The following is a 25,875-nucleotide window of genomic DNA, read 5'->3' on the forward strand; positions in this document are numbered from 1 at the left end:
TCTACAGCGTTACAACCGCGTGTCAAACTCTTTTTTCTCACCGCTGTCGATCAATCCAGACCCGACCTCCTTCCTCGCTGACCCTCTTCGTTAAACCCTTGTAAACTATTGATCTACAAGGCTTTTTCGTTTCCGTCTGCGCCGGAAGTGGGGCGAATTATAGACACATCACAGAGCGCGTCAACCGTTATTTTCCAAAACCCTGTTATTCCACGTTTCGCGATTACCTATATAGAAGAACACTCCTGGATTGCGCAATATATTGCCCATAACTCGATTATTCTCCATCATGTACTGGATACCCATATCCCCGCTTACGTCAGGACGCACCACCGAAATGTCTGATAAACCCCACACGCTTGCGTCTGCCCTGTTCCCGCTGGGCCTGCTGATCATCGCCATGATCAGCATCCAGAGCGGTGCATCATTGGCGAAGAGCCTGTTCCCTGTCGTAGGCGCGCAAGGCACCACCACTCTAAGGCTGGTGTTCGCAAGTCTCATTCTGCTGGTCATACTCCGCCCGTGGCGCGCGAGGCTGACTGCCAGGTCGCTGCGCACGGTGGTGATCTACGGCATTGCGCTGGGCAGTATGAACTTCCTCTTTTATATGTCCCTGCAGACTGTACCGCTGGGAATTGCCGTGGCACTGGAGTTCACCGGCCCATTGGCTGTCGCGCTGCTCTCTTCACGCAAGCCGATCGATTTTCTCTGGGTCACGATGGCTGTCATCGGCCTGTTGCTGTTGATACCCCTGAGGCACTCGGACGCCGCCATTGACCTGGCCGGTGCGGGCTAAGCCCTGGGCGCAGGTGTGTGCTGGGCTGCTTACATAGTGTTCGGGCAAAAGGCAGGTGCCGACAACGGCGTGCAGACCGCCGCACTGGGCGTGATGATTGCCGCAATCTTCATCGCCCCCATCGGGGTCGTGCACGCCGGCGCTGCGCTGCTGGACATTTCATTGATACCGGCAGCAATCGGCGTGGCCATCCTGTCTACCGCCCTGCCCTACAGCCTGGAAATGGTCGCCCTGACCCGCATGTCAGCGCGCACGTTCGGCACACTGGCAAGCCTGGAACCGGTCTTCGCCGCACTCTCAGGACTGGTGTTTCTTCACGAAAACCTATCACTGACCCAGTGGCTGGCCATCGGCGCAATCATCTTCGCCTCGATTGGCGCAACCCTCAGCTCTGCCAACGCCAAACCACAATTGGTGCCCGCAGACTGAATGCAGCGGATGTCAGGAAACGATATGGCACTAGTATTTGTCTCACGCATGCGCCATGTTTACACCTGACTGATCCATTTTAGAGATTTTGCGTTACCGCTTTACCGATCGATACTCCAGCCAGTCAGATGGACCGCGATCAGTAATGGCCCGCTAAGGAAAGGAATGAAATACATTTTTATCGCATTGGCCATTTTCGCTGTGGCAGGTTGTGCAGCCACCTCCAAACCGGTCAAGCAAGGCAAGCGCGGCATTCACATCAATTGCTCGGGGCTCTCATCCTCCTGGGCCAAATGTTATGAGCTGGCGACCAATGCCTGTACTTCAAAGACCTTCAAGATCATTGCCAAGTCCAGTGATGCCACCGAAGAGCCGGAAGACTATCCGTTCGGCCTTAACCCTGCCGGCTACACCAGCCGCAGCATGATCATTGTCTGCAAGAAAGGCACACCGCTGGCCGATCCATTGCCGCAGGACTGATCCCGCAGCAACCGAAGGGTCTTTATCAGATGGCCGTTGTCCGGGCCTGCAACCATTGCAGTGCAGCCCCCTGCAACAGCGGGCTCAGCCGTGCCAGCACATTTGCGTGGTAGTCATTCAGCCAGTTGCGCTCTTCTTCGTTGAGCATCGAGACCTCAATGCAGCGGGTATCGATCGGGCACAGGGTCAGGGTTTCAAAGCGCAGAAACTCGCCGAACTCGGTTGCACCGGCTGGCTGGTTGATCACCAGGTTTTCGATACGCACGCCCCAGCGCCCGGGCCGGTAGGTACCTGGTTCTATGGACGTGATCATGCCAGGCAGCATCGCCGTCTGTGGCGTCGCCGGTGCCTGATAGGCGATGACCTGCGGCCCTTCATGCACATTCAGGAAATACCCCACACCGTGCCCGGTGCCATGTCCATAGTTGACGCCGTCGCTCCAGATCGGCGCGCGGGCAATGGCATCCAGCAGCGGCGACAAGATCCCCTTTGGAAAATGAGTACGCGACAGCGCGATCACACCCTTGAGAACCCTGGCGCAGTCCTGCTTCTGCTCGGTGCTTGGCGTGCCTATCGCCACCATGCGGGTGATATCGGTGGTGCCGCCCAGGTACTGCCCACCCGAGTCGATCAGCAATAACCCGTCACCCTCGATCTGCGCATGTTCTGCTTCGGTCGCGCGGTAGTGCGGCATGGCCCCGTTGGCATTGAAGCCGGCGATAGTGGCGAAGCTGGGCGACATGTAGCCGGGGCGACGTTCCCGTGCCTGGGTGAGTTTTTCGTCAACCGTTACTTCGCTGACAGGCTCTTGCCCCAGCGCGCTGTCCAGCCAGGCAAAGAATTCGCACAACGCTGCGCCATCCTGCTCCATAGCCTGACGGATATGACCGGCATCAATCTCGGTCTTTTGCGATTTCAGCAATGTGCTCGGGTTCAATCCCTCGACCAGGGTGACTTCACTGTCCAGATAATCGAGCAGCCCACAGGTCACACGAGCCGGATCGACCAGCAGCCGCGCGTCTTTCGGCAACTCACGCAGCGCCGCGCCGATCTGGGTGTACTCCATGAGATTGATACCGTCGCGCTCAAGGCTGGCCCTTACATCACCCGGGACTTTCTTCGCGTCCACAAACAACGTGACGCTGTGCGGGCCGATCAGGGCAAACGATATGAACACCGGATTGTAGGAAACGTCCGCGCCGCGCAGATTGAACAGCCAGGCAATATCATCCAGCGTCGCGATAAAATGCCAGTCCGCGTTGCGCTCGCCCATGGAGTGACGAACGCGAGTGAGTTTTTCGCCACGATCAAGCGAAGCCTGCGGAGGCAGATGTTCGTAGATCGGTTGAGTCGGCAAGGCAGGACGGTCCGGCCACAGTTCGATAAGCAGGTCGATGTCAGTGCGCAAACGCGCGCCCCGCTCATAGAGCTTGCTGGCCAGCGTGCGTGAAGAAGCAACCGCCAGAACCGCGCCATCGACCGCCACCACCGTTTCAGCGGTGGCCTGATCAGCCAGCCACTCCAGCGGGCCTTGCTGGCCAGGCATCAGCTTGACCAGTTCGATACCGCTGCCGGCAAGCTCCTTGGTTGCCTGCTCCCAATAGCGGCTGTCCGCCCATACGCCTGCAAACTTCTGGGTGATGATCAGTGTACCGACCGACCCGTGAAAACCTGACAGCCATTGACGACCCTGCCAATAGCCAGGCAGATACTCGGAGAGATGCGGATCCGCCGACGGCACCAGATAGGCATCGATGCGCTCCCTGCTCATCAAGGCGCGTGTGCGCGCCAAGCGTACGGCCACTTCTGAACTGGCGTTGGATTGCGTGCTCATTGACTCTCCTGCTGACCCGGGAATTGACTGCTTTTACCGGTTCAGATAATGGAGCACTCATCGAGACTGAGCAACCGCCCAGAATGCCGGCTGAATCAGGCAGGCGCGGATAGACTCGGCGGCACGCTCGATATCCTGTTCGCGAGTGAAGCGCCCCAGGCTCAAGCGGATGGTCTGGCTGGCAGCCTGCGGGCTCAGGCCCAACGCCAGCAGGACATGTGAAGGCACATTCTTCGCCGAGTTGCAGGCGGAAGTGGAAGAAAATGCGAGTGTTTTGCCTAGCGCGGGGAGGTCCAGATCATTGTTGCCGAACGTAAAGCTGAGCGTGTGGGCAATCCGCTGCGTCGGACTGCCGTTGATACACAACCCCGCAATCCCTGCCAACCGTTCGCGCAGAAGACGATTCAGCCGTTCTGTTTCAAGAACTTCAGCGTCGAGCACGTCGGCCGCAAGGGCGAAGGCCGCGCCCATTCCAGCGATCTGATGCGTCGCCAACGTGCCTGAACGCAAGCCGCATTCGTGGCCGCCCCCGTGAATCTGGGCCAGAACCCGCTGTTGTGCACGCGGGCCAACGTACAAAGCACCAATGCCCTTGGGGCCGTAGATCTTGTGTGCCGAGAACGACATCAGGTCTACCGCCAGCCGACTCAGATCAATCGGCAACTTGCCAGCACCCTGCGCCGCATCAACGTGCAACAGCGCGCCATGACCGCGCACGCGCCTGCCGATTTCAGCAATATTGTTGACCGTGCCCAACTCGTTGTTGACCAGCATCAGCGAGACCAGAAACGTGTCATCGCGCAACGCGGCGCTGACCGCATCGGCAGTGATCAGGCCATCGCTGTCCGGCGCCAGCCAGGTGACCTCGACGCCTTGCTCCTCGAGCTGCCGGGCAGTATCGAGGGTAGCCTTGTGTTCGATCTGACTGGTAATGATATGACCGGGCAGGCTTGCGAGTCTTTTTGCGCGTTCCTGAGCCACGCCCTTGAGCGCCAGGTTGCTGGATTCGGTCGCGCCGGACGTCCAGATGATCTGCGAAGCCTGAGCGCCTACCAGACCTGCAACCTGCTCACGAGCATGCTCGACCGCGCGGCGAGCGTTTTGCCCAAATGAATGGGAGCTGGATGCCGGGTTGCCGAAATTACCCGATGCACCCAGGCACTCGACCATCACCTTGATGACTCGCTCGTCCACGGGCGTGGTAGCCGCGTAATCAAAATACAGCACTGGCTCATTCATGCGCGTTCCTCCGCTTGCAGACCATGAGCGCGATCATGCACTAAATCTTATAGAACTAAAAATTATCAATTAGAATTTATATATATCTTAAAGGCATATGCAGGGCCACGTACGTTGTTGCCTCCTACCCATCTGACCCGGTCGATGCGTTGACGTCCAGCGTTCTGCCTGCCCGCTGGCGAAGCGCCATTTAAATACAGCCCGTGGGTGATATTTTTTTGACACTCTTGTGAATCAATCAGTTAACTCACCACGAATACCGGTTATCAAAAAATTAACAGAAAGCTGACGAAATAATTTGACAGATTCACTGCCGCCAACGATATATAGGACTGCCAGACGCATCCCGGTTTCACGTCAATGCCACAGAGCAAGGCGTCGGGTAATCAAGTCGAAGTTGGCTGCAGTTCTGTCCCGCAATATCAGTTATTTCCACGGTGCTCATCGAGTGCTGGCGGATGTCTGTTGACTCCTTAAAACCCTTGAAAGTACTGAATGCATTCGGTGTGGCGGTAGCGTGCCCGGCCGTCAGCCACGGCTTGGCTCAGAGAAACAGACTCAGAGAAACAGGGAGGCTTCGATGATTAACGTGACCAAGACTTATCTGGGTGATATCGAGCAGTTCAAGCGCTATGTCGAAGGCATTTATGCGCGCGGCTGGCTGACCAATCACGGCCCGCTGGCCAAGGAACTGACGGAGCGGCTCAAGGACTACCTGGGGGTCAGGCATATCATTCTGACCAACAACGGCACGCTGGCCCTGCAAGTGGCCTACCGCGCACTGGGCCTGAGTGGCAGCGCCGTGACAACACCGTTCAGCTTTGTCGCGACCAGCAGCTCGCTGAAATGGGAAGGTATTCGGCCGATCTTTGCCGACATAGACCCGGCCACCTGGAACATCTCGCCGCAGCACATCAAAAACAGCATCGCCGAGGACACGAGTGCAATCGTGGCGACCCATGTGTTTGGCAACCCTTGCGCCGTGGAAGCCATCGAACAGATCGCCCGTGAACACACACTCAAGGTCGTCTATGACGGCGCACACGCATTCGGCGTGCGCCACGCGGGCCAGTCTGTGCTCAATCATGGCGATATCAGCACCCTGAGCTTTCACGCGACCAAGCTGTTTCACACCATTGAAGGCGGTGCGATCATCACCCACGATGACGAACTGGCCAGGCGCGCTCATCTGCTGTGCAACTTCGGTATTTCCGGGGTCGACCGCATCGACGGTATCGGCATCAACGCCAAGCTCAACGAATTCTCCGCAGCCATGGGGCTGTGCATTCTGGACAACATCAGCAACATTCTTGAAGAGCGCGCAGAGATTGCGCACCGTTACACGTCGTCGCTCAAAGACTACCTGGACCTGCAACAACCCGAGACCGACAGCCAGCTCAATAACAGCTATTACCCGGTGGCGCTGCGCGATGAGCAGCAATTGCTGCAGGTGCGCACGGCACTGAATCTGCGCAATATCAACCCGCGTCGGTACTTTTACCCGTCGCTGGACACGCTGGAGTATCTGCAACCGCAGCCCGTCCAACCGGTGTCACGCGCGCTGAGCGAGCGAGTGCTGTGCCTGCCGATCTACCCCGGCCTGCAGAAAGCCGACCAGGCCCTGGTCATCCGTACGCTGATCGAAACCTGCAGCCTGAGCGACGCAAGCCAGCAGGCCGATGCCATTGCATGGGTCGGCTGATGGTCATGCAAAACAGACACTCGGTGATTCGCAATACCGTTCTGAACTACAGCGGGCAGGCCTACGTGCTGCTGATCGGGATTCTGATCATGCCGTTTTATCTGGGCCATCTGGGTGCCGAGGCCTACGGGCTGATCGGCTTCTTCACCCTGCTGCAAGCCTGGCTGCAACTGCTGGATGCAGGGCTGTCTCCCAGCCTGGTTCGCGCAGTGGCCCAGCAACAGAGCCTGCCGGCAGGTGAACAGAGCCTGGGGCGGCTGTTGCGCTCGTTCGAGCTGATATTTCTGCCGTTGGCAGTGCTCAGTGGCGTGCTCATTGTCGCTGCCAGCGCCTGGATTGCGACCCACTGGCTCAATGCCAATACCCTGCAACCTGAAACACTGACCCATTGCATCGCGCTGATGGGCGTCATCATTGCCCTGCGTCTGTATTCGACGCTGTACAAAAGTGGCATTCAAGGCCTTGAACAGCATGCCTGGCTCAATGCTGCCAATGTATCGATCGCCACGTTGCGCTATTTCGGCGGTTTAGTGCTGGTCAGTCAGTTTTCCCGGGACCCGCGGGACTTCTTTGAATTTCAGGTGGCGGTCGGGCTGATCGAAACCCTGCTGTTCGCCGGCAAAGCCCACCGGCAGATGCCCGCCCCGCACTGGATGAGCGGGCTGGACTGGCCCTTGCTCAAACCGATCCTGCCCTTTGCCGCCAGCCTGTCGCTGAGCGCAGTGCTGTGGATCGTGCTGACCCAACTGGACAAAGTGCTGCTGTCCCGTCTCTTGCCGCTGGACCAGTACGGCTATTTTTCCCTGGTGGCGTTGATTGCCGCCGGCATCATGATGCTGACCAACCCGCTGGTTCAGACGCTGCTGCCACGCCTGACGGTGCTGATGGCCGAGGGGCATCGCGACGAGATGCACGCGTTGTTTTTGGCGGCCAACCGGCTTGTTTGTACCTGCCTGTTTCCTTTGGCGGCGCTCATTGCCCTGCAAGCCGAACCGCTGATCTTCGCTTGGACAGGGGACCAGGCCGCCGCGAGCTGGAGCGGCCCGGTGCTGGGCTGGTATGCACTGGGCAGCGCGATCATGGCGGCCAGCGCCTTTCAGTTCTACCTGCAATACACCTACGGCCGCATGCACCTGCACCTCTGGTACAGCGTGATCTCGACGCTGATCAGCGTGCCCGTGATGTGCCTGGCGATTCATTGGCAGGGCGTGCACGGCGCGGCGCTGGCGTGGTTTTTCCTGCGTGCAACATCGTTCGCCATCTGGCCGGCCATCGTGCATCAGCGCCTGGTACCCGGCATCCATCGGGCATGGCTGAGCGACATGCTGCGCATCAGCGCAATGACCGCACTGGGGCTGGCGATCAGCACACCGGTCTTTGACCTGATTGCCGGTCAGAGCCGCAGCAGCCTGTTTATGGCGCTGGCCGCCAGCGGGCTGATCACCCTGACGCTGGTAGCGGCAAGCCACAAACCGCTGGCATCGAAAATCTATGTTTTGTTCAGCAGAACGAGTACCTGAGCCATGCCCATCATCACAAAAAACACCGACACGACCTGTCAGACGCCGCCGTTGCTGAGCATCATCTGCCCGGCCTATAACCAGGAAGCTTTCGTTGCCCAGGCGCTGGACGGCTTTCTGTCACAGCAAACCCGCTTCAACTACGAAATCCTGATCAACGACGACGCCTCCACAGACGGCACCGCGCGCATCATCGCGCAGTACGCCGAGCGGCATCCGACCATCATTCGGGCCTTCTACCAACAGGTCAATCAGTACAGCCAGGGCTTGCCCTGCGTTCCCGACCTGTTTGCCGAAGCGCGCGGTCGTTACATCGCCTACTGCGAAGCCGACGATTACTGGACCGACCCGCGCAAGCTGCAGCTGCAAGTGGACTTTCTCGAGAGCCATCCCGATTACGTCATTACCTACCACGACGCCGTCGCCTTCGACGAAAACGGTGAGTATGGCGTGCAGTTGCAAGGCCACCTGCGCGCCGACGCCACGGCGCTGGAGTTGCAGCAGGCACGTCGCCTGTCGACCCTGACAACCTGCTTTCGCAATGTGTTCAGCACGATGCCGCCGGAGCTGAACATCCGCGTCGCGCCGTTGAACGACATGTGCTGGTGGTCGTTGCTGGGCGCGCACGGCAAGGGCAAGTTCATGGCCGACATCAAGCCGGCCGCCTATCGGCTGCATGCGGGCGGGGTGTTCTCCATGCGCAGCGACAAGCGCAAGTTGCACATGAACCTGCAAACCTGCTCAAGCCTGGCCAACTACTACAACCTGCAAGGCAATCAGGCGCTGTACGAGTATTTCCTGATGCAGACCGTGTGCCTTTCGCTGGCGGCGCTCACCCCGTCGCACAAACTGCAGACGCTGTGGCAAGTGGCGAGCAACGTGGTTGTCAACCTCGGCAGGCGTTTGTTGCCGACAACCGGCAAAGCTCATGTTCAGTAATGTGTTGGTGCTCTGCGTCGGCAACATCTGCCGCAGCCCGATGGCCGTCGCGATGATCTGTCAGCGCCTGGCGGCGACAAACCTTGGGGCAACACAGATGCATATTCAGTCGGCGGGTATTGCAGCGTTGTCGGGCTCGCCCAGCGACCCCACAGCACAGGCCGTTCTGCAATCCCATCAGGTACACCCGCAAGACCATACAGCGCAGCAGATGACCCGCGAACTGCTGCATCAGGCAGACCTGATCCTGCTGATGGAGCAGGCGCATGTTCATGACGTTCTCAAACGTGCGCCGGAAGTACGCGGCAGGACCTTCCTGATGGGTAAATGGCAACACCGGCTCGACATAGCCGACCCCTATCGGCTACCCACATCAGCCTTTGAACAGACCTACGCGCAGCTTTCGCGCTGTATCGACGACTGGCTTCCTCATTTCCAGGCAGGAGCAACACGATAAATGACCGTCATGAGCCGTCCTACCCTGGATTACTACCAGGACGCACGAATCGACCTGGCCACTGTACTGCGGATCCTGTTCGATCAAAAAGCCTTGATCCTGTGGACCGTCGGCCTGTTTTTTCTGATTGGCCTGGCCTACGCCGTTCTCAGTACGCCGGTGTATCAGGCCAACGCCATGATCCAGATAGAGCCGAGAAAAATCGGCATCGAAGGCACCCCGGAGGTCAGCGGCAAACCGTTGTCAGTGTCCCAGGCAACCACCGAAATCGAGCTGATCAAGTCACGCGCGCTGCTGGGCAAAGTGGTCGACGACCTGCAGCTCAATGTGCTGCAAAAGCCCGATCTGTTCCCGGTGATCGGCCCTTATCTGTATCGCACGTTTGCACCGCCGCAGGACGGTGCACTGGCCGAGCCGTTGTGGGGCCTGTCGCACTACGCGTGGGGCGGCGAAAAGATCGAGGTCTTTCAACTGGAAGTGCCGGAACACCTGCTGGGTGAAAAGCTCACCCTGACCGCCGGCAAGCCAGGCCAGTTCGCGCTTTACGACAGCGACCACAATCGATTGCTGGGCGGCGCCGTCAATCGCGTTATCGAGGGCAACGGGGTAAAGATTCAGATAGCTGCACTGCTGGCACGCCCCGGCACGGATTTCACGGTGTCCAGACAACGCACGCTCGGCACCGCGCTGGTTTATCAGAATCGCTTGAAGATTGCTGAGGCAGGCAGAGACTCCGGCATCATCTACCTGTCCATCGAAGACCAGGATGCGCAACGGGCCAACCGGATTCTGGATCAGATCAGCCGTTTGTACGTACGTCAGAACGTCGAGCGCAGCTCTGCGGAAGCCGCCCAGCGCTTGCAATTTCTGCGCTCGCAGTTACCGGCGGTGCGCAAGCAGCTGGAAGAATCGGAAGCGGCGCTGAACGCCTTCCAGACCAGCGCCCGATCGGTGGACCTGAGCATCGAAACCAAAGGTTTGCTGGACCAGGTGGTGCATCTGGACTCGATGCTGTCCGAGCTGAAACTCAAGCGCGTCGAGCTTGAGCGGTTGTATACCCGCGAGCACCCGACCTATCGCAGCCTGATGAGCCAGATAAACCAGCTGGAACAACAGAAACAGGGCCTGCTGAAAAAGATCGAAACACTGCCCATGACCCAGCAGGAACTGCTGCGCCTGACCCGCGACATGCAGGTCACCAGCCAGACTTACACGCTGATGCTCAACAAGAGCCAGGAGCAGGACATTCTGCGGGCGGGCAACATCGGTAACGTGCGGGTCATCGACAACGCCGACAGCAACATCGAAAAGCCCGTCAAACCGATGAAGACCCTGATTGTGCTGATTGCCACGTTGCTGGGTGCACTGGCCGCGACGGTCATCATTTTCGTGCGCCAGGCGTTCTATCGCGGGGTTGAAAGCGCCGAGGTCATCGAAAATCTCGGCATGCCGGTTTACGCATCGCTGCCCTACTCGCGTCAGCAGGAACGTCTGGAGAAGCGCGGCAAAAACACGCAGGGCAAGAACATGCCCGGCGAGGAGCGCCATGGCAAAGACAGCCAGAGCGTGCAAGTGTCGAGACTGCTGAGCATTGCCGCCCCCAGCGAGCTGGCTATCGAATCGTTGCGCAGCCTGCGCACCAGCCTGCATTTCGCCATGCTTGAGGCGCGTAACAATGTGCTGATGATCTCGAGCCCCACGCCAGGCGCCGGCAAATCGTTCGTGTCGAGCAATCTGGCCGCGATCATTGCGCAGACCGGCAAGCGTGTGTTGCTCATCGATGCTGACATGCGCAAGGGCTACCTGCATCGCCTTTTCGGCCTGCAACCCAAGCACGGTCTGTCCGACACGCTGGCCGCGCGCTTGCGCTGTACCGAGGTCATCAATCCGACACGGATTCGCCACCTGGACTTCATCTCCTGCGGTTTCGCGGCACCCAACCCCTCGGAGCTGCTGATGCATGACAACTTCCACAAGATGCTGGCCGAACTGTCGCCGCTCTATGACCTGATTCTGGTCGACACGCCACCCATCCTTGCCGTGACCGACGCCACGCTGGTGGGACGTCAGGCAGGCACTTGCCTGCTGGTCGCGCGTTTCGGCATGACCACCGTCAAGGAAATCGAAGCCTGCAAGCGCCGCCTGGGCCAGAACGGCATTCTGATCAAGGGCGCCATTTTCAACGCGGTGGTACGCAAGGCCACGACGTCCGACTACGACTGCGCCGCCTACGGCTACAACTACCACCCTGCGCCCCGGTAGTACGCCAGCACCCGCTACCCCTTGAGCTGTTTCATTTAAAAGGAATTAACCATGTACCTCTCCGACCAGGATGCTCGCTGGTATCTGATCCAGACCAAACCGCGCCAGGAAGCCCGTGCCGAAGAGCATTTGCGACGCCAGGACTTCGAATGTTTCCGCCCCCTGCGGGCCGCGGCAAAAAAAATCGCTGCCAAGGCCCAGGTCGAAGAGGCGCTGTTCCCCGGCTATCTGTTCATTCACATGGATCAGGTGCACGACAACTGGTATCCGATCCGCTCCACCCGTGGCGTTTCACGCATCGTGACCTTTGGCGGTCATCCGGTGCCGGTTCGCGACCACCTGATCGAGCAGATTCGCCAACGCCTCTGCACGCCCGCGCCCGCCCTGCGTTTCACTCAGGGAGATCAGGTCATGATTACCACCGGCAGTTGGTGTGACGTGGAGGCCATTTTCCTGACCACCGACGGCACCGAGCGCGCCGTGATTCTGCTCAACATGTTGCAACGCCAGCAGAAAGTGGTGCTGCCCATCAGCAGCCTGTCGCGCATCGAGGCCACTGCGTAAGGCTTGCAGCATCAGCAGCAACCTGCCCGCCGACGCATGACCGACATCCTGCACCGGCGGCCCGTTTCACTCGCATCGGAAGCGCACAATGCCCCGCCAGACCACCCTGGTGACGCTCACCTATGGTGACCGTTTCGACTATCTGCACACATTGATCAGCCGCTCGCTCGACAGTCCGCTGATCAGCCGCGTCATCATTGTCAGCAACGCTTCTGTCGCGCCGTTACAGGCGCTGTGCGACGAGTGGCCCGGGCAGGTTCAAGTAATCTGGCTGCCCGACAACACCGGCTCGGCCAATGGCTACGCGACAGGCATAGACGCTGCGCTGCAAGCTGGCGCCGAGTACATCTGGCTGATGGACGATGACAACGCACCGGCCCACAATGCCATCGAGGTGCTGCATCAAGCCTTGCACAAACGGGAGCAGATTGACGGTGAAGGCAGCACTGCGGTGCTCGGTTTTCGCCCCAGTCATCAAGCCGACATCGCTGCGGGTGTCCCGCTGCGTTACGCGATTCAGCGTCGATCGAGCTTTTTCGGCTTTCACATCGCCCAGTTGCCTTACAAAATCTGGCGACGCCTGCCCTGGGGACAACCCCAGGCCAACCCGCCCATGCCGGAAATGGTCCAGCTGCCTTTCGCAACCTATGGCGGGTTGCTGGCCCATTGCAGCCTGTACCGAAAAATCGGCCTGCCGCTGTATGCCCTCAAGCTGTACGCCGATGACACCGAATACACCTGGCGCATCACCGACGGTGGCGCAAAGATATTTCTGGTGACCGGAGCGCCACTGGACGATCTGGAAGACTCATGGAACATCAAGGCGCGCAGCCGCAATGTCTATGAAAGTTATCTGTTGGGCGGCTCGGACCTGCGCGCCTTTTACGCGGCGCGCAATCAGGCCTGGTTCGACAAACACGTCTGGGCACGTTCGACGCTGAGCTACCGGTTCAATCGCCTGGTTTTTTTCTGCCTGTTGCGGCTGTATGCATGGCGCTGCGACGCCGGACCGCGACTGCGATTGCTCAACAACGCCATTCGTGAGGGCGAAGCCCGCGTGCTGGGCCTGCACAAGGCTTACCCGCTATGAAAATCCTGTTCATCAGCAGCCTTTACGCACCCGACATCGGCGGCGGTGCAGAGATCATTCTGCAGCGCACCGTTGAAGGCTTGCAGCAACGTGGCTACAGCATCGCGGTGCTGGCGACGACCGATCGGCCAGGCCTGCAGTTGGCAGAGGTCAATCGGGTCAAGGTCTATCGGGCCGGTCTGCTCAACCAATACTGGCACTTCATGCCCCAGCGTCCGGAACGTCTGGCACGGTTTGCCTGGCACTGGCGCGATCGCTACAACGGCGGCATGCGCGATTACGTACGCCAGGTGATTGAACTGGAACAGCCAGAGCTGGTGGTGTGCCACAACCTGACGGGCTGGTCGGTGTCGGCATGGGACGAGATCACCCGCGCCAACCGCCCTGTCGTTCAGGTCCTGCACGACCTTTACCTGCTATGTCCGAGCAGTACCATGTTCAAGAAGGGTCAAAGTTGCCAGCGTCAATGCTCGCTGTGCACGCAGTTTCGCAAGCACCATGCGCAACAGTCAGAGCAGGTCAGTACCGTGGTGGGCGTCAGCCGATTCATGCTCGACACCTTGCAGGCACAGGGCTATTTCAAGGGCGCGCGCGGTTATGTGGTGCACAACGCCAGCCCGTTCACCCCACCGCACGCCGGGCAGACCAAAGCAGCCGACGATACGGCACCGCTGCGCTTCGGTTACTTGGGCACGCTGTCGGAAAACAAGGGCGTCGGCTGGCTGATCAATCAGTTCCAGCACCTGCCATTCAAGGCCACCTTGCAGATTGCCGGTCGCGGCCAATCGAATGACGAGAAAAGGTTCAGGGCCATGGCGACCTCACCCGACATCAGTTTCGTCGGCTTCCAGAAGCCCGAAGACTTCTACCAACACATAGACGTGGCCATCGTCCCGTCGATGTGGAACGAACCGTTCGGCCTGGTGGCCGTCGAGGCCTGCGCGCATTCCCGCCCGGTCATCGCCAGCCGCATGGGCGGGCTGCCGGAAATCATTCAGGACCAGCTCAACGGCCTGTTGTGCAGCCCCGATGACCCCGACTCACTAGGGCTGGCGATGCTCAAGCTGCACCAGCAACCCGAACTGCTGGCACGCCTGGGCAGCCAGGCACGCAACAGCGTGGCTTCGCTGTTGAACCTGGACCTGATGCTGGACCAGTACGAAAGTATTTTTGCCCAGACGCTGCAGGACCGCAGCACCTGGCATGGCGAACGCGTGCAGTTGGACCCCGGTTGATGCGTTCACGGTCATAAACGCCTGACAAGACAGCCCCATTCCAGCCAAATCACCCTCACGAGCAGGATGCTTGAGATGATTTTTATCAATTCGCGGTTTCTCACCCAGGATGTCAGCGGTGTTCAGCGCTATGCAGAACAGATGTGCAGAGCGCTGCAACGATTACGCAACGACCTGATCTTCGTCGCCCCGCGCAACATCAGGTTGCACGACTGTGCCAAAGCGCTGGACGTGCAACACATCGGGCATGCCACCGGCCACCTGTGGGAACAGGTCGATCTGCCGCTGCACCTAAAGCGCAAGGGCAACCCGCTGCTGGTGTCCATCAGCAATACCGGGCCGATGTTCTACGCCAATCAGATCGCGACTCATCACGACATCAACTATGTGCGCTACCCGCAAAGCTACACCCGGCTGTTCCGGCTGGCTTATCGGACCATCACCCCGATTCTGCTGTCGCGGGCCAGAACGCTGATTACCGGCAGCAGTTTCTCTCGCGGAGAAATCGCGTCGTTCTACGGCTACGCCGAAGACAAGGTGTTGGTCCTGCCGGCTGCGGTCAGTGACGACTTCACGCCGCGTGCGGTGCATCGCGACCAGCCGGACTACCTGCTGGCGGTGTCCTCGCCCGCTGCGCACAAGAATTTTAACCGGATGATTCAGGCTTTTCTGAGCCTGCGCGGCCACGCTGATCTGCAACTGCACATCGTCGGCGCAGCGAGCAGCCTGTTTGCCGACCCGAACCTGCAACGCCTGGCCTGTCGCGATCCACGAATCCGCTTTCTCGGTCGGCTCAGTGATGCCGAACTGATCGAGCAGTATCAGGGCGCCAGCGCATTTGTCTTCCCTTCGCTGTACGAAGGCTTCGGCATTCCGCCGCTGGAAGCCCAGGCGTGCGGCTGCCCGGTGCTGGCGGCCAATGCTGCCTCGATCCCAGAGGTCCTGCAAGCCAGCGCGCTGTATTTCGACCCGCTGGACGTCAGCCATATGGCCGCCGCGATGCATCGCGTACTCAGCGACGCACCGTTGCGTCAGGCATTGCGTCGGCAAGGCCTGAAGAACGTGCAGCGCTTTTCCTGGGAGATTTCCGCACAGCGTCTTTCCCAGCGTATCGATGCGCTGCTGGAGCCTGCCGTGCAAGGCAAACACCATGTCGCCCCCGAATCGTCCCCAGGCAAACCCTGAAACAACAGCAACGCCAGGACGCGCACTGCCGCGTCTGCAGTAGAGCGGGCCATTACCGCAAGGAACTTCCATGAGAATTGCTATCGTCCACGACTGGCTGGTGAGCTACGCTGGCGCCGAGCGCGTGCTTGCTTCGCTGATCAACGTCTGGCCACAGGCTGATCTGTTTTCAGTCATCGACTTTCTCAGCGATCAGGACCGCGCCCACCTGCGCGGCAAGGTAGCCCGAACAACGTTCATCCAGAAACTGCCCGGTGCCCGCAAACACTATTCTCGCTACCTGCCGCTGATGCCGCTGGCCATCGAACAACTGGACCTGTCCGGCTATGACCTGATCATCAGCAGCAGCCATGCCGTGGCCAAAGGCGTGCTCAGCGGCCCGGACCAACTGCATATCAGCTATGTGAATTCGCCCATCCGCTATGCCTGGGACTTGCAGCACCAGTACCTGCGCGAGTCCGGGCTGGACAAGGGAATCAAGAGCAGCCTGGCGCGCCTGGTCCTGCACTACATGCGCCTCTGGGATCAGCGCACTGCGGCGGGGGTAGATGCATTCATCGCCAATTCGGCGTTCATCGGTGCGCGCATCAACAAGGCGTATCGCCGGGATTCGACGGTCATCTACCCGCCCGTGGACACACTGGCCTTCACCCCGCTGGGTGCCCGGCAGGACTTCTATCTCAGCGCCTCGCGCATGGTGCCTTACAAACGCATGCCGATGATCGTCGAAGCCTTCGCTGCCATGCCCGACAAACGTCTGATCATGATCGGTGACGGGCCGGACCTCGCCAAGGCGCAGGCCATTGCGCGTCTGGCACCCAATGTCACGCTGCTGGGTTTCCAGCCAGCCGCTGTCCTGCTGGAACACATGCGCAGCGCCAAAGCCTTTGTCTTTGCTGCTGAGGAAGACTTCGGCATCAGCCCGGTTGAAGCGCAGGCCTGCGGTACGCCGGTGATCGCGTTTGGCAAGGGCGGCGTGCTGGAGACGGTGCTCGGCCTGGATCACATGCACCCGACCGGCGTGCTCTACCGACAGCAGAACGTAGAGTCGCTGACCGCCGCCATCGGTGAATTCGAAGCCGCGCAATCACGCATCACACCACAGGCCTGTCGATCCAATGCCGAGCGCTTCTCGGTCGCGCGCTTCGAGCAGGAGATAAAGGCGTTCGTCGAAAACCGCCTGAGCACTGCGCAGTTGGTTTATCTCGCGCGCCTGCCTCAACAGCACTGGAGCGCTCAACAGGCGCTGGTTGCCAGCAGCGAACTGCCTGGCCGTGTTGTCCCCATAAAAACCGTCTGAGCGAACAACACAATGCGCACCTCCGTCCGCGGCATCCTGCATGCCCATCAGTCAGCGCTGTCGCTCGCCCATCGCCTGCTGGACTTGACCGTCATTGTTCTGATCGGACATTGGCAGTCCGGGCTGACGGCCATCGACAGCACCGAAGCCTGGTTTCACATCATCCTTGCGGTGCTGGTGTTTCACTGGGTCAGCGAGTATCACCAGTTGTATGGCTCATGGCGTGGCGAGCGCATTTTGCGCGAGCTGACCAAAGTCTTCAGTTACTGGGCCATGACCTTCGTCACGCTGCAATCGCTGAACTACCTGCTGATCAACCGGATGCAACTGCCCGATAACGGACAGTTGCGCTGGTTCGTGCTGGTTCTTGCGGTGCTGTGCGGCTATCGGCTGCTGATCCGTCTGACGCTGCATAAACTGCGTCGGCACGGCTTCAATACCCGGCGGGTCGCGATTGTCGGCACCGGCCAGGTGGGTGAGCGTCTGGCCCGGTCCATTTCCCTGGCGCCGTGGATGGGGCTGAACCTGCTGGGTTTTTACGATTCGCATCCACAACAGATGAACCTGCAGGGCGAGAAACGTCGCCTGCCGGTGCTGGGTGATCTGGACCAACTGATCGAGGACGCCCGGGAAGGCCGGATCGACAAGGTGTACATCACCCTCGCCTTCAGCGCCGATGCGCAATTGAGCGAGCTGATTACCGGCCTGAGCGACACCACCGCATCGGTTTACCTGATCCCGGACGTGTTCATGTTCGACCTGCTACATGCCCGCAGCGAGAGCATCAATGGCCTGGCCAGCATCAGCATCTTCGACTCGCCCATGGACGGCGCATGGAGCCTGGCCAAACGCGCCGAAGACATTCTGCTGTCCAGTCTGATCCTGCTGCTCATCGCCGTGCCACTGCTGCTGATCGCCACCGCCATCAAACTGACGTCGCCGGGCCCGGTGCTGTTTCGTCAGCGTCGTTACGGACTGGACGGCCGCTCGATCATGGTCTGGAAGTTTCGCAGCATGATCGTGCAGGACACGGCCGAAGGCGTGCGCCAGGCAACGCGCAACGACATTCGCGTGACGCCGCTGGGGGCTTTCTTGCGGCGCACCTCGCTGGATGAACTGCCGCAGTTCTTCAACGTGCTGCATGGCGAGATGTCCATCGTCGGCCCGCGCCCGCACGCCGTTGCGCACAACGAACAGTACCGCAAGCAGGTGAGCGGCTACATGTTGCGCCACAAGGTCAAACCCGGCATCACCGGCTGGGCACAAATCAATGGCTGGCGTGGCGAAACCGACACGCTGGACAAGATGCGCATGCGCGTCGAATTCGATCTGGAATACATCGAGCACTGGTCGATCTGGCTGGACCTGAAAATCATTCTGCTGACGCTGCTCAAGGGTTTCGTCAACAAAAACGCTTTCTGACGCATTCGCTGGCTGAGCAGAACGCGCCGAGCCCCTCCGTACCCAGCACTGCCTACACAGCCCCCCAAAGAAAGACAGGAGCAATGCCATGAAAGGAAACACCCTATGAAGCTGACGTTAGCGGCCTTGTTGCTCACCGCTCTGACCCTGCAAGGCTGTGCGTTTGCACCGGGCCAGCACATGACACCGGACGACGTTACCAGCAGCGACTCCGATGAACCCAAAGCGCAATTGGTCGAGGTGACCCCCAAAAGCCTCCAGCAACAGCAGCAACGCGCTACCGCAGAAGCCAGGGCACTGCCACAGGAATTGCTCGACTACAAAACCCCGGAATACGTGATCGGCGCAGGCGACACCTTGCTGGTCACCGTCTTCGAGCACCCGGAACTGACCGCGCCGGGCTCTCAGGACCAACTGGATGCCAATACCCGGGAAGTGTTGAACGACGGCACGCTGTATTTTCCGTATGTCGGCCGAATTCGCGCCGGTGGCAGGACAGTCGGCGAGGTTCGAGAGCAATTGCGCATGGGCCTGTCACCGCAATACACCGAGGTCAAAGTCGACGTCAAAGTATTGCGCTACAACAGCCAGCGGATACTGCTGTCCGGCTCGTTCAAGGTGCCCGGCCCGCAACCGGTCACCAATATTCCGCTGAGCCTGGTGCAGGCGGTGAGCGTCGCAGGCGTTGACCTGACCGATGCAAACCTGGCAGGGCTGACCCTGCGCCGCGACGGCCGGGATTACCTGATCGACATCGACGCGCTGAACCGCAAGGACTCGAAACTGAGCAGGATTTTCCTCAAGGATGGCGATTACCTGCACCTCAACAGCAACTCCAGAAACAAGATCTACGTGCTGGGCGAAGTGCGCAATCCGCAGGTCATTTCTTTCGGCACCACCCGCCTGACGCTGCTCGAAGCCCTCGGAAACTCTGGCGGGCTCAGCCCCGACAGCGCAGACGGCAATGCGGTGTACGTGATACGCGGCGCGGAAAACTTCGCCGCTGCGACATCCACATCGACCGTTTACCACCTCAATGCCAAAAAACCCACGGCCTACCTGTTGGCGGGGCAGTTTGAGCTCAAGGCACAGGACGTCGTGTTCGTCGGCCCGGCCGATATCACCCGCTGGAGCCGATTCATCAGCCAGCTACTCGGCTCGGCCAGCGTGGTGCAGACCGGCGCGGCGTTCCGCAACTGATCAGATTGCAGTTGCACACCCTCCCTGCGACCCCGGTTGCGGGGATTTTTTTGCCTGCGCACACCGCCAGACTGTTGCTGGAGCAACAGCCAATCAACAGTTATCAGGCCAATGCGTCAGTGCGCGCAGCCCGCAGTCATTGCGCTGACAACCCCAAGCCCCCGCGCCTTGGGGTTATCGGGACGTTTGCATCGGGCTGGCACACAAGCTGCTTTGCAGAGGGACGCTTATCGCAAGGAATTCCCGCATGCTCGTTGTTTCACTTTCAGGCAGTCCGTCCCCCAAATCACGTTCAGGTGTGGTGCTGGCTCATGCTGGCCGCTGGTTGCAGGAGCACGGGGTTGAAGTCACCACATTGCGCATCCGCGACTTCAATGCCGAAGACCTGCTCTTCGCCCGCTTCGACAGCCCGCAGGTGCTGGAGTTTGTCGAAGCCGTCAGGCAGGCCGATGGTGTGTTGATCGGCACGCCGGTCTACAAAGCGTCATTTTCCGGGGCATTGAAAACCCTGCTCGACCTGCTACCGGAGCGCGCCCTGCACGGCAAAGTGGTCTTGCCATTGGCCACCGGTGGCAGTATCGCGCACATGCTGGCTGTGGACTACGCGCTCAAGCCGGTGCTTTCGGCGCTCAAGTGCCAGGAAGTGCTGCACGGCATCTTCGCCATCGATACGCAGATCAGCTATAGCGATAACGAACAAGGCGGCACGCTGGACGAGATTCTCACCGAGCGGCTGCATGAAGGGCTGGAACATTTCTACCACGGCCTGCAACGTCGATTGCAGGCGCGTCACAAGCAGGCAGGCGGGCATCTGCAACTGGCGCTGTAGCGCCTTGGGCTTAATGCTCGACAAACAACGGATAGAGCGATGCGACCAGCAGCGCAGCCATCACGCCGTTGAAAATACGCAGGCCCAGCGGATCGCGCAGAACGTTGCGCAACAAACTGCCAAAACCGGCCCAGATACCTACGCTGGGCAGGTTGATCAACGCGAACACCGCCGAGATCACCACCACGTTGTAGAAGTAACCCTGCATCGGGGTGTACGTGCTGATTGCACCGATCGCCATGATCCAGGCCTTGGGGTTGACCCACTGAAAAAGCGCCGCGCTCATGAAACTGAACGGCTTGCCCTGGCTGTCAGTGTTCTCGGCAGCAGGGCCTGACGTGGCGATTTTCCAGGCCAGGTACAGCAGATAGGCCGCGCCCACATAGCGCAAAACCGTATAGAGAATCGGCCACGCCTTGAACACGCTACCCAGACCAAAACCGACAGCCAGTACCAATATGAAAAAACCGATGCTGATGCCAAGCATGTGCGGGAGGGTTCGGCTGAAACCGAAATTGACGCCGGAAGCCAGCAGCATCATATTGTTCGGCCCGGGCGTCACCGATGTGACGAAGGCAAACAACGCAAAAGCGAGAAGCAAATCGAAAGAGAGCACCATAAAGCCTGTCCGCAGCAGTGAGTCAGATGCTCACCCTAGCGGAGGCGTTACAAGAAACACACGGACAGTTGTCTGATAATTCTTGCCATACAGTTTTAGGAAACAGAAGTTTCAAGCAGACTGTTAACCCCGTGGAGACGGCTCCATAACGCTCACATCGACGCTAGTTTCGCCGTTGTCATCGAACTCACGCACTTGCTGGATCTGCGGGTCTGCCAGCAATTGCGCCTTGCGTGCCTGATACTCTTCAAACGACAGGCCGCGACGATTCAGGTCTTCAAGCGCCAGTTGATGGCTTTCCTCAGCGCTGAATGCACGTTGTTCGACAGCGTGATGCGTGGAGCAACCGGAGACCAGCGCAACAGTAAATATCAGGACAAGCGCAAGCATACGGTTCATCTGGGGCCTCCGGGCGGGCTTCATTGCAGGAATGGAGCAAGGTTACGCCCGCCCCTGGCGCAGCAAAAATCATCCGCCGTGATAGTGCCTATCGACTTTCCCGAGCGTTTTCGATCAATACGTCGCGCAAAGTCTGCGCAGCGGCGGACAATGTGTGATCGGCGAGCATCATCAGCCCGATACGACGCTCGATGTGCGGTTCTACCAGTGCGATGCAACAGGCCCCGAGTTCCTGCATCTGCCCGATGCACAGCGACGGCACCGCGCTGACGCCCAGGCCATTAGCGACCATGCGCCCGATGGTCGACAACTGATGGCTTTCAAACGCCACCGCCAGCTTGCCATGCAGGGGCTCGACGGCCTGCTCCAGCAGCAAGCGCACGGCTGACGGCCGTTGTAACGCAATAAAGTCCTCGCGCAACAGCGCCGCCCAGGACACCTCGCCAAGTTCGGCCAGTGGCGAATCTCTGGCGACCACCGCCACGAAGCGGTCCGTATAGAACGGTGTAAACAGCAAGGCGCTGCTGGACTCCGGCTCGAAACCGATCCCCAGCTCAACGCGACGGTGACGCACCATCTCCAGTACTTGCTCGTTGATCACGTCATGCACCGCGACATTGACCCTCGGGTAACGCCCGCGAAAAACCTTCAGTGCGGCAGGCAGCAGGTTGCCGGCGAACGATGGCATGGCGGCGATCGAAACCCGGCCCATTTGCAGGGTGAAGCGCTGGCGCAGCAGCTCTTCGGTGTTGTCCCAGTCGGCCAATAGCTGGCGCGCCAACGGCAGCAGGGTTTCGCCTTCTGGCGTCAGGCCGACGTTGCGCGTGGTGCGCGTCAACAGTTGCCCGCCGAGATCCTCCTCCAGGCCCTTGATGGTCAGGCTCAGCGCAGGCTGCGACAGGTTCAGCCGCTCCCCGGCCTGGGCAAAGCTCAAATGCTGCGCCACAGCCAGAAAGGCGCGAAGTTGTTTGATGTTCATATATTTGCTTTTCTTATCAATCAATCAGAAAAACAAAATTAACAAATCAGTCTCATCAGGAGAAGATGCACATCAAGCCATCCTCCGGCGGCGCGACTGCCGGTCAACAACTATAAAAGGCGGACCATCATGGCTGGACTCGACAAACGAGTAGCGACCTACGAAGAAGCCCTCGCCGGGCTCACCGACAACATGACGGTGCTCTGCGGCGGCTTTGGCCTGTGCGGCATTCCTGAAAACCTGATAGCGCAGATCAAGCGCATGGGCATCAAGGGCCTGACCGTCGTTTCCAACAATTGTGGTGTCGACGGTTTCGGGCTGGGCATCCTGCTGGAGGACCGACAGATCCGCAAAATGATTTCATCCTATGTCGGTGAAAACGCCTTGTTCGAAAAACAGTTGCTCAGCGGCGAGCTGCAAGTCGAGCTCACTCCGCAAGGCACACTGGCTGAAAAACTGCGCGCAGGTGGTGCGGGCATTCCTGCGTTCTATACCGCTACCGGCTACGGAACACCGGTGGCCGAGGGCAAGGAAACTCGCCAGTTCAATGGCCGCAACGTCATTCTGGAAGAGGCCATCACTGGCGACTTTGCGCTCATCAAGGGCTGGAAAGCCGACCATTTCGGCAACGTGATCTATCGTCATACCGCACAGAACTTCAATCCGGTAGTAGCCACCGCTGGACGGATAACCGTGGTCGAGGTCGAAGAAATCGTTGAGCCGGGCGTATTGCTGCCTACCGAGATCCACACGCCAGGCATTTACGTCGACCGCGTGATTCAGGGCACCTTCGAGAAGCGCATCGAACAGCGCACCGTCAGAAAATCCTGATGACCGAGCCTGTTCAGGCCTATAACAACAAAGAGGTTTCAGACCATGGCACTTTCCCGCGAACAAATGGCTCAACGCGTCGCCCGTGAACTCAAGGACGGTTATTACGTGAACCTCGGCATCGGCATCCCGACGCTGGTGGCCAACTATGTGCCGGACGACATCGACGTCATGCTGCAATCGGAAAACGGCCTCTTGGGCATGGGCGCGTTTCCCACCGAACAAACCATTGATGCGGACATGATCAACGCGGGCAAGCAGACGGTGACTGCGCGCCTCGGTGCGTCGATTTTCTCGTCTGCCGAGTCGTTTGCCATGATCCGCGGTGGCCATGTGGACCTGACGGTGCTGGGTGCTTTCGAGGTGGACGTCGAGGGCAATATTGCCTCCTGGATGATCCCCGGCAAGTTGATCAAGGGCATGGGCGGCGCAATGGACCTGGTGGCCGGTGCCGACAATATCATCGTGACCATGACCCATGCGTCCAAGGACGGCGAATCCAAACTGCTGCCCCGCTGCAGCCTGCCACTGACTGGCGCGGGCTGCATCCGCAAGGTGTTGACTGATCTTGCGTATCTGCAAATCGAAAACGGTGCCTTCATCCTCCGCGAACGCGCACCGGGAGTCAGCGTGGAAGAAATCGTGGCCAAAACCGCCGGCAAACTGATCGTGCCGGATGACGTGATCGAGATGATTTTCTGATCCATACACCTGTCGCTCACAGCTCCAGCGCTCAGCGTTACACACCAATCTGGATGAGTCCAAAACACGGGCTTCTGCCCGAAGGGCGTGGGAGCGGACCGGGCGACGCTTCGCTTGTTCGCGAAAGGGCCGGTACATTCTCCAAATTTCATTGTCTGGACCACAGTCTTCGCGAACAAGTTCGCTCCCACGCCCTTCGGCCAGAATCAAGAACGGATTTATGTATAACGCTCAACACCACTCACAATTTCGCTTTTGATTCTGGCCGGAGGCCGTGGGAGTGGACTTGTCCACGAAAGAGTCGGTGCAGCACCTGAAGTCTGCACCAACGTCTTCATGAGCAATGCGCATCGCCGCCCCGGTCGCTCCCACAGGGATCGCTATACCTAGTGTGCCTACGCGCCGGTAAACCCCAATAATAACGACAAAAAGAGGTGCCTCTGATGGCCGCCAACATCGAAGAAAGCCGCTCCGCCCGATTTGCCTTGCGGTGTGCCGCCTGGGCTGAGCGCTGGTTTCCGGATTCGTGGGTATTCGCCGCACTAGCGGTGGTCATCGTCACGCTGGCGACGCTCGCCATCGGTGCGCGTCCGACCGACGCCGCCAAGGCCTTCGGAGACGGTTTCTGGAGCCTGATTCCGTTCACCATGCAGATGGCCTTCGTGGTCATCGGTGGTTACGTGGTCGCCAGCTCACCGCCCGCAGTACGCCTGATCGACCGTCTGGCACGGGTGCCGCGCAACGGCCGCTCGGCGGTGGCCTGGGTGGCGCTGATTTCCATGCTGGCCTCGCTGCTCAACTGGGGGCTGTCACTGGTGTTCGGCGGTTTGCTGGTGCGTGCGCTCGCCCGCCGCACCGACCTGCGTATGGACTACCGCGCAGCCGGTGCCGCCGCCTATCTGGGGCTTGGCGCGGTATGGGCGCTGGGGCTGTCATCGTCCGCTGCACAGTTGCAGGCCAACCCGGCCAGCCTGCCGCCATCGATTCTGGCGATCACCGGTGTAATTCCGTTCACTGAAACCATCTTTCTCTGGCAGTCCGGAGTCATGCTCGCAGCGCTGCTCGTCATCTCGCTGATCGTCGCCTATGCCACGGCGCCCGGCCCCAACAGCGCCCGCGACGCCAAGGCCTGCGGCATCGACCCGGCGTTCAATCTGCCGCCGCTGCCCGCCAGAACCCGGCCAGGCGAATGGCTGGAATACAGCCCGCTGCTGATTATCCTGATGGTTGTGCTGGGGGTTGGCTGGCTGTTCAACGAGTTTTCCAACAAGCCTGCAATCACTGCGATATCGGGGCTCAATACCTACAACTTTCTGTTCATCATGCTCGGTGCGCTATTGCACTGGCGGCCGCGCAGTTTTCTCGATGCCGTGGCGCGGGCCGTGCCGACCACCACCGGCGTGCTGATTCAGTTTCCGCTGTACGGCTCGATCGCCGCCTTGCTGACAACGGTCAAGGGCGCTGATGCCCAGACCCTGGCGCATTACATTTCGACGTTCTTCACCAGCATTGCTTCCCACGACACCTACGCGATTCTGATGGGCGTCTATTCGGCGATTCTGGGGTTCTTCATTCCCTCGGGTGGCGGCAAGTGGATCATCGAAGCCCCTTACGTGATGCAGGTGGCCAATGATCTGCAGTATCACCTCGGCTGGGCAGTGCAGATCTACAACGCAGCCGAAGCCTTGCCCAACCTGATCAACCCGTTCTACATGCTGCCGCTACTGGGCGTGCTGGGCCTGAAGGCGCGGGACCTGATCGGCTTTTCGTTCGTGCAGTTGCTTGTCCATGCGCCGCTGGTGCTGTTTCTGCTTTGGGCGCTGGGCACCACCCTGACGTATACGCCGCCGATCATGCCCTGA

Annotated in this window: 22 protein-coding genes and 1 pseudogene; 18 read left to right on the forward strand and 5 right to left on the reverse strand. The window is 59.6% G+C overall.

Annotated elements, in window-relative coordinates; genetic code table 11:
- Positions 1-337 precede the first annotated feature (337 nt).
- Together rhtA and PSPTO_RS17790 are read left to right on the forward strand one after the other, a co-directional pair.
- Positions 338-1,225, forward strand: a pseudogene (gene rhtA, locus PSPTO_RS17785) (threonine/homoserine exporter RhtA).
- A gap of 165 nt (positions 1,226-1,390) precedes the next feature.
- Positions 1,391-1,705, forward strand: coding sequence for a lipoprotein (locus PSPTO_RS17790; protein WP_011104554.1), 315 nt, complete (start codon positions 1,391-1,393; stop codon positions 1,703-1,705).
- Positions 1,706-1,730: 25 nt separating this feature from the next.
- Here PSPTO_RS17790 and PSPTO_RS17795 read toward each other — a convergent pair whose 3' ends face one another.
- Positions 1,731-3,539, reverse strand: coding sequence for an aminopeptidase P family protein (locus tag PSPTO_RS17795; RefSeq protein WP_011104555.1), 1,809 nt, complete (start codon positions 3,537-3,539; stop codon positions 1,731-1,733).
- A 57-nt stretch (positions 3,540-3,596) separates the two neighbouring features.
- Positions 3,597-4,778: a cysteine desulfurase family protein gene (locus PSPTO_RS17800; protein WP_011104556.1), complete on the reverse strand. Its 1,182-nt coding sequence runs from the start codon at positions 4,776-4,778 to the stop codon at positions 3,597-3,599.
- Between the two features lie 580 nt (positions 4,779-5,358).
- On the opposite strand from PSPTO_RS17800, the gene PSPTO_RS17805 reads away from it, so the two are divergent.
- The 13 genes from PSPTO_RS17805 to ssuE all read left to right on the forward strand — a co-directional run bounded on the left by PSPTO_RS17805 (position 5,359) and on the right by ssuE (position 20,483).
- Complete coding sequence (locus PSPTO_RS17805) at positions 5,359-6,480, forward strand: DegT/DnrJ/EryC1/StrS family aminotransferase (protein WP_011104557.1); 1,122 nt, start codon at positions 5,359-5,361, stop codon at positions 6,478-6,480.
- On the forward strand, positions 6,468-8,000 hold the full coding sequence (locus tag PSPTO_RS17810; RefSeq protein WP_046463565.1) for a lipopolysaccharide biosynthesis protein: 1,533 nt from the start codon (positions 6,468-6,470) through the stop codon (positions 7,998-8,000). The genes PSPTO_RS17805 and PSPTO_RS17810 overlap by 13 nt, the downstream gene beginning before the upstream one ends.
- Positions 8,001-8,003: 3 nt before the next feature.
- Positions 8,004-8,939 carry a glycosyltransferase family 2 protein gene (locus PSPTO_RS17815; RefSeq protein ID WP_010216700.1) on the forward strand — a complete coding sequence of 312 codons (936 nt, stop codon included), beginning with the start codon at positions 8,004-8,006 and terminating at the stop codon, positions 8,937-8,939.
- Positions 8,929-9,396, forward strand: a complete 468-nt coding sequence (locus PSPTO_RS17820) for a low molecular weight protein-tyrosine-phosphatase (RefSeq protein ID WP_011104559.1) — start codon at positions 8,929-8,931, stop codon at positions 9,394-9,396. Before PSPTO_RS17815 ends, PSPTO_RS17820 begins: the two co-directional genes overlap by 11 nt.
- Complete coding sequence (locus PSPTO_RS17825; RefSeq protein WP_011104560.1) at positions 9,397-11,658, forward strand: polysaccharide biosynthesis tyrosine autokinase; 2,262 nt, start codon at positions 9,397-9,399, stop codon at positions 11,656-11,658.
- Positions 11,659-11,709: 51 nt separating this feature from the next.
- The gene (rfaH, locus tag PSPTO_RS17830; protein WP_005760598.1) at positions 11,710-12,222 is read left to right on the forward strand and encodes a transcription/translation regulatory transformer protein RfaH; all 513 of its coding nucleotides are present in this window, start codon (positions 11,710-11,712) and stop codon (positions 12,220-12,222) included.
- A gap of 88 nt (positions 12,223-12,310) precedes the next feature.
- The gene (locus PSPTO_RS17835; RefSeq protein WP_011104561.1) at positions 12,311-13,312 is read left to right on the forward strand and encodes a glycosyltransferase; all 1,002 of its coding nucleotides are present in this window, start codon (positions 12,311-12,313) and stop codon (positions 13,310-13,312) included.
- Entirely contained in the window at positions 13,309-14,547 is a 1,239-nt protein-coding gene (locus PSPTO_RS17840; protein ID WP_011104562.1) for a glycosyltransferase family 4 protein, read from the forward strand. The genes PSPTO_RS17835 and PSPTO_RS17840 overlap by 4 nt, the downstream gene beginning before the upstream one ends.
- A 75-nt stretch (positions 14,548-14,622) precedes the next feature.
- Complete coding sequence (locus PSPTO_RS17845; protein WP_011104563.1) at positions 14,623-15,732, forward strand: glycosyltransferase family 4 protein; 1,110 nt, start codon at positions 14,623-14,625, stop codon at positions 15,730-15,732.
- Between the two features lie 70 nt (positions 15,733-15,802).
- The gene (locus PSPTO_RS17850; protein ID WP_011104564.1) at positions 15,803-17,032 is read left to right on the forward strand and encodes a glycosyltransferase family 4 protein; all 1,230 of its coding nucleotides are present in this window, start codon (positions 15,803-15,805) and stop codon (positions 17,030-17,032) included.
- Between the two features lie 12 nt (positions 17,033-17,044).
- Positions 17,045-18,454, forward strand: a complete 1,410-nt coding sequence (locus PSPTO_RS17855; RefSeq protein WP_005771203.1) for an undecaprenyl-phosphate glucose phosphotransferase — start codon at positions 17,045-17,047, stop codon at positions 18,452-18,454.
- A 105-nt stretch (positions 18,455-18,559) separates the two neighbouring features.
- Complete coding sequence (locus PSPTO_RS17860; RefSeq protein ID WP_005771202.1) at positions 18,560-19,654, forward strand: polysaccharide biosynthesis/export family protein; 1,095 nt, start codon at positions 18,560-18,562, stop codon at positions 19,652-19,654.
- Between the two features lie 247 nt (positions 19,655-19,901).
- The gene (ssuE, locus tag PSPTO_RS17865) at positions 19,902-20,483 is read left to right on the forward strand and encodes an NADPH-dependent FMN reductase (RefSeq protein WP_005771200.1); all 582 of its coding nucleotides are present in this window, start codon (positions 19,902-19,904) and stop codon (positions 20,481-20,483) included.
- A gap of 10 nt (positions 20,484-20,493) precedes the next feature.
- On the opposite strand, the gene PSPTO_RS17870 is transcribed toward ssuE, so the two are convergent.
- From PSPTO_RS17870 to PSPTO_RS17880, 3 genes are all read right to left on the reverse strand, one after another.
- Positions 20,494-21,102, reverse strand: a complete 609-nt coding sequence (locus PSPTO_RS17870; protein ID WP_007246986.1) for a LysE family translocator — start codon at positions 21,100-21,102, stop codon at positions 20,494-20,496.
- Positions 21,103-21,225: 123 nt separating this feature from the next.
- A complete protein-coding gene (locus tag PSPTO_RS17875) occupies positions 21,226-21,501 on the reverse strand; it encodes a lipoprotein (protein ID WP_005771197.1) in 276 nt (91 codons plus the stop codon).
- An 88-nt stretch (positions 21,502-21,589) separates the two neighbouring features.
- Complete coding sequence (locus PSPTO_RS17880) at positions 21,590-22,480, reverse strand: LysR family transcriptional regulator (protein WP_007246985.1); 891 nt, start codon at positions 22,478-22,480, stop codon at positions 21,590-21,592.
- A 129-nt stretch (positions 22,481-22,609) separates the two neighbouring features.
- Here PSPTO_RS17880 and PSPTO_RS17885 point away from each other — a divergent pair, with 129 nt between their 5' ends.
- The 3 genes from PSPTO_RS17885 to PSPTO_RS17895 all read left to right on the forward strand — a co-directional run bounded on the left by PSPTO_RS17885 (position 22,610) and on the right by PSPTO_RS17895 (position 25,875).
- Positions 22,610-23,311, forward strand: a complete 702-nt coding sequence (locus tag PSPTO_RS17885) for a CoA transferase subunit A (RefSeq protein WP_003373184.1) — start codon at positions 22,610-22,612, stop codon at positions 23,309-23,311.
- A gap of 45 nt (positions 23,312-23,356) precedes the next feature.
- A complete protein-coding gene (locus tag PSPTO_RS17890; RefSeq protein WP_011104565.1) occupies positions 23,357-24,013 on the forward strand; it encodes a CoA transferase subunit B in 657 nt (218 codons plus the stop codon).
- Positions 24,014-24,456: 443 nt separating this feature from the next.
- Positions 24,457-25,875: a short-chain fatty acid transporter gene (locus PSPTO_RS17895; protein ID WP_007246984.1), complete on the forward strand. Its 1,419-nt coding sequence runs from the start codon at positions 24,457-24,459 to the stop codon at positions 25,873-25,875.

It is taken from the genome of Pseudomonas syringae pv. tomato str. DC3000 (assembly GCF_000007805.1).
Taxonomy (GTDB): domain Bacteria; phylum Pseudomonadota; class Gammaproteobacteria; order Pseudomonadales; family Pseudomonadaceae; genus Aquipseudomonas; species Aquipseudomonas avellanae.

Bases quoted from the DNA above. Each gene is read 5' to 3' on its own strand.
- PSPTO_RS17790 (WP_011104554.1), top strand. From the start codon at position 1,391: ATGAAATACATTTTTATCGCATTGGCCATTTTCGCTGTGGCAGGTTGT.
- PSPTO_RS17795 (WP_011104555.1), bottom strand. From the start codon at position 3,539: ATGAGCACGCAATCCAACGCCAGTTCAGAAGTGGCCGTACGCTTGGCG.
- PSPTO_RS17800 (WP_011104556.1), bottom strand. From the start codon at position 4,778: ATGAATGAGCCAGTGCTGTATTTTGATTACGCGGCTACCACGCCCGTG.
- PSPTO_RS17805 (WP_011104557.1), top strand. From the start codon at position 5,359: ATGATTAACGTGACCAAGACTTATCTGGGTGATATCGAGCAGTTCAAG.
- PSPTO_RS17810 (WP_046463565.1), top strand. From the start codon at position 6,468: ATGGGTCGGCTGATGGTCATGCAAAACAGACACTCGGTGATTCGCAAT.
- PSPTO_RS17815 (WP_010216700.1), top strand. From the start codon at position 8,004: ATGCCCATCATCACAAAAAACACCGACACGACCTGTCAGACGCCGCCG.
- PSPTO_RS17820 (WP_011104559.1), top strand. From the start codon at position 8,929: ATGTTCAGTAATGTGTTGGTGCTCTGCGTCGGCAACATCTGCCGCAGC.
- PSPTO_RS17825 (WP_011104560.1), top strand. From the start codon at position 9,397: ATGACCGTCATGAGCCGTCCTACCCTGGATTACTACCAGGACGCACGA.
- rfaH (WP_005760598.1), top strand. From the start codon at position 11,710: ATGTACCTCTCCGACCAGGATGCTCGCTGGTATCTGATCCAGACCAAA.
- PSPTO_RS17835 (WP_011104561.1), top strand. From the start codon at position 12,311: ATGCCCCGCCAGACCACCCTGGTGACGCTCACCTATGGTGACCGTTTC.
- PSPTO_RS17840 (WP_011104562.1), top strand. From the start codon at position 13,309: ATGAAAATCCTGTTCATCAGCAGCCTTTACGCACCCGACATCGGCGGC.
- PSPTO_RS17845 (WP_011104563.1), top strand. From the start codon at position 14,623: ATGATTTTTATCAATTCGCGGTTTCTCACCCAGGATGTCAGCGGTGTT.
- PSPTO_RS17850 (WP_011104564.1), top strand. From the start codon at position 15,803: ATGAGAATTGCTATCGTCCACGACTGGCTGGTGAGCTACGCTGGCGCC.
- PSPTO_RS17855 (WP_005771203.1), top strand. From the start codon at position 17,045: ATGCGCACCTCCGTCCGCGGCATCCTGCATGCCCATCAGTCAGCGCTG.
- PSPTO_RS17860 (WP_005771202.1), top strand. From the start codon at position 18,560: ATGAAGCTGACGTTAGCGGCCTTGTTGCTCACCGCTCTGACCCTGCAA.
- ssuE (WP_005771200.1), top strand. From the start codon at position 19,902: ATGCTCGTTGTTTCACTTTCAGGCAGTCCGTCCCCCAAATCACGTTCA.
- PSPTO_RS17870 (WP_007246986.1), bottom strand. From the start codon at position 21,102: ATGGTGCTCTCTTTCGATTTGCTTCTCGCTTTTGCGTTGTTTGCCTTC.
- PSPTO_RS17875 (WP_005771197.1), bottom strand. From the start codon at position 21,501: ATGAACCGTATGCTTGCGCTTGTCCTGATATTTACTGTTGCGCTGGTC.
- PSPTO_RS17880 (WP_007246985.1), bottom strand. From the start codon at position 22,480: ATGAACATCAAACAACTTCGCGCCTTTCTGGCTGTGGCGCAGCATTTG.
- PSPTO_RS17885 (WP_003373184.1), top strand. From the start codon at position 22,610: ATGGCTGGACTCGACAAACGAGTAGCGACCTACGAAGAAGCCCTCGCC.
- PSPTO_RS17890 (WP_011104565.1), top strand. From the start codon at position 23,357: ATGGCACTTTCCCGCGAACAAATGGCTCAACGCGTCGCCCGTGAACTC.
- PSPTO_RS17895 (WP_007246984.1), top strand. From the start codon at position 24,457: ATGGCCGCCAACATCGAAGAAAGCCGCTCCGCCCGATTTGCCTTGCGG.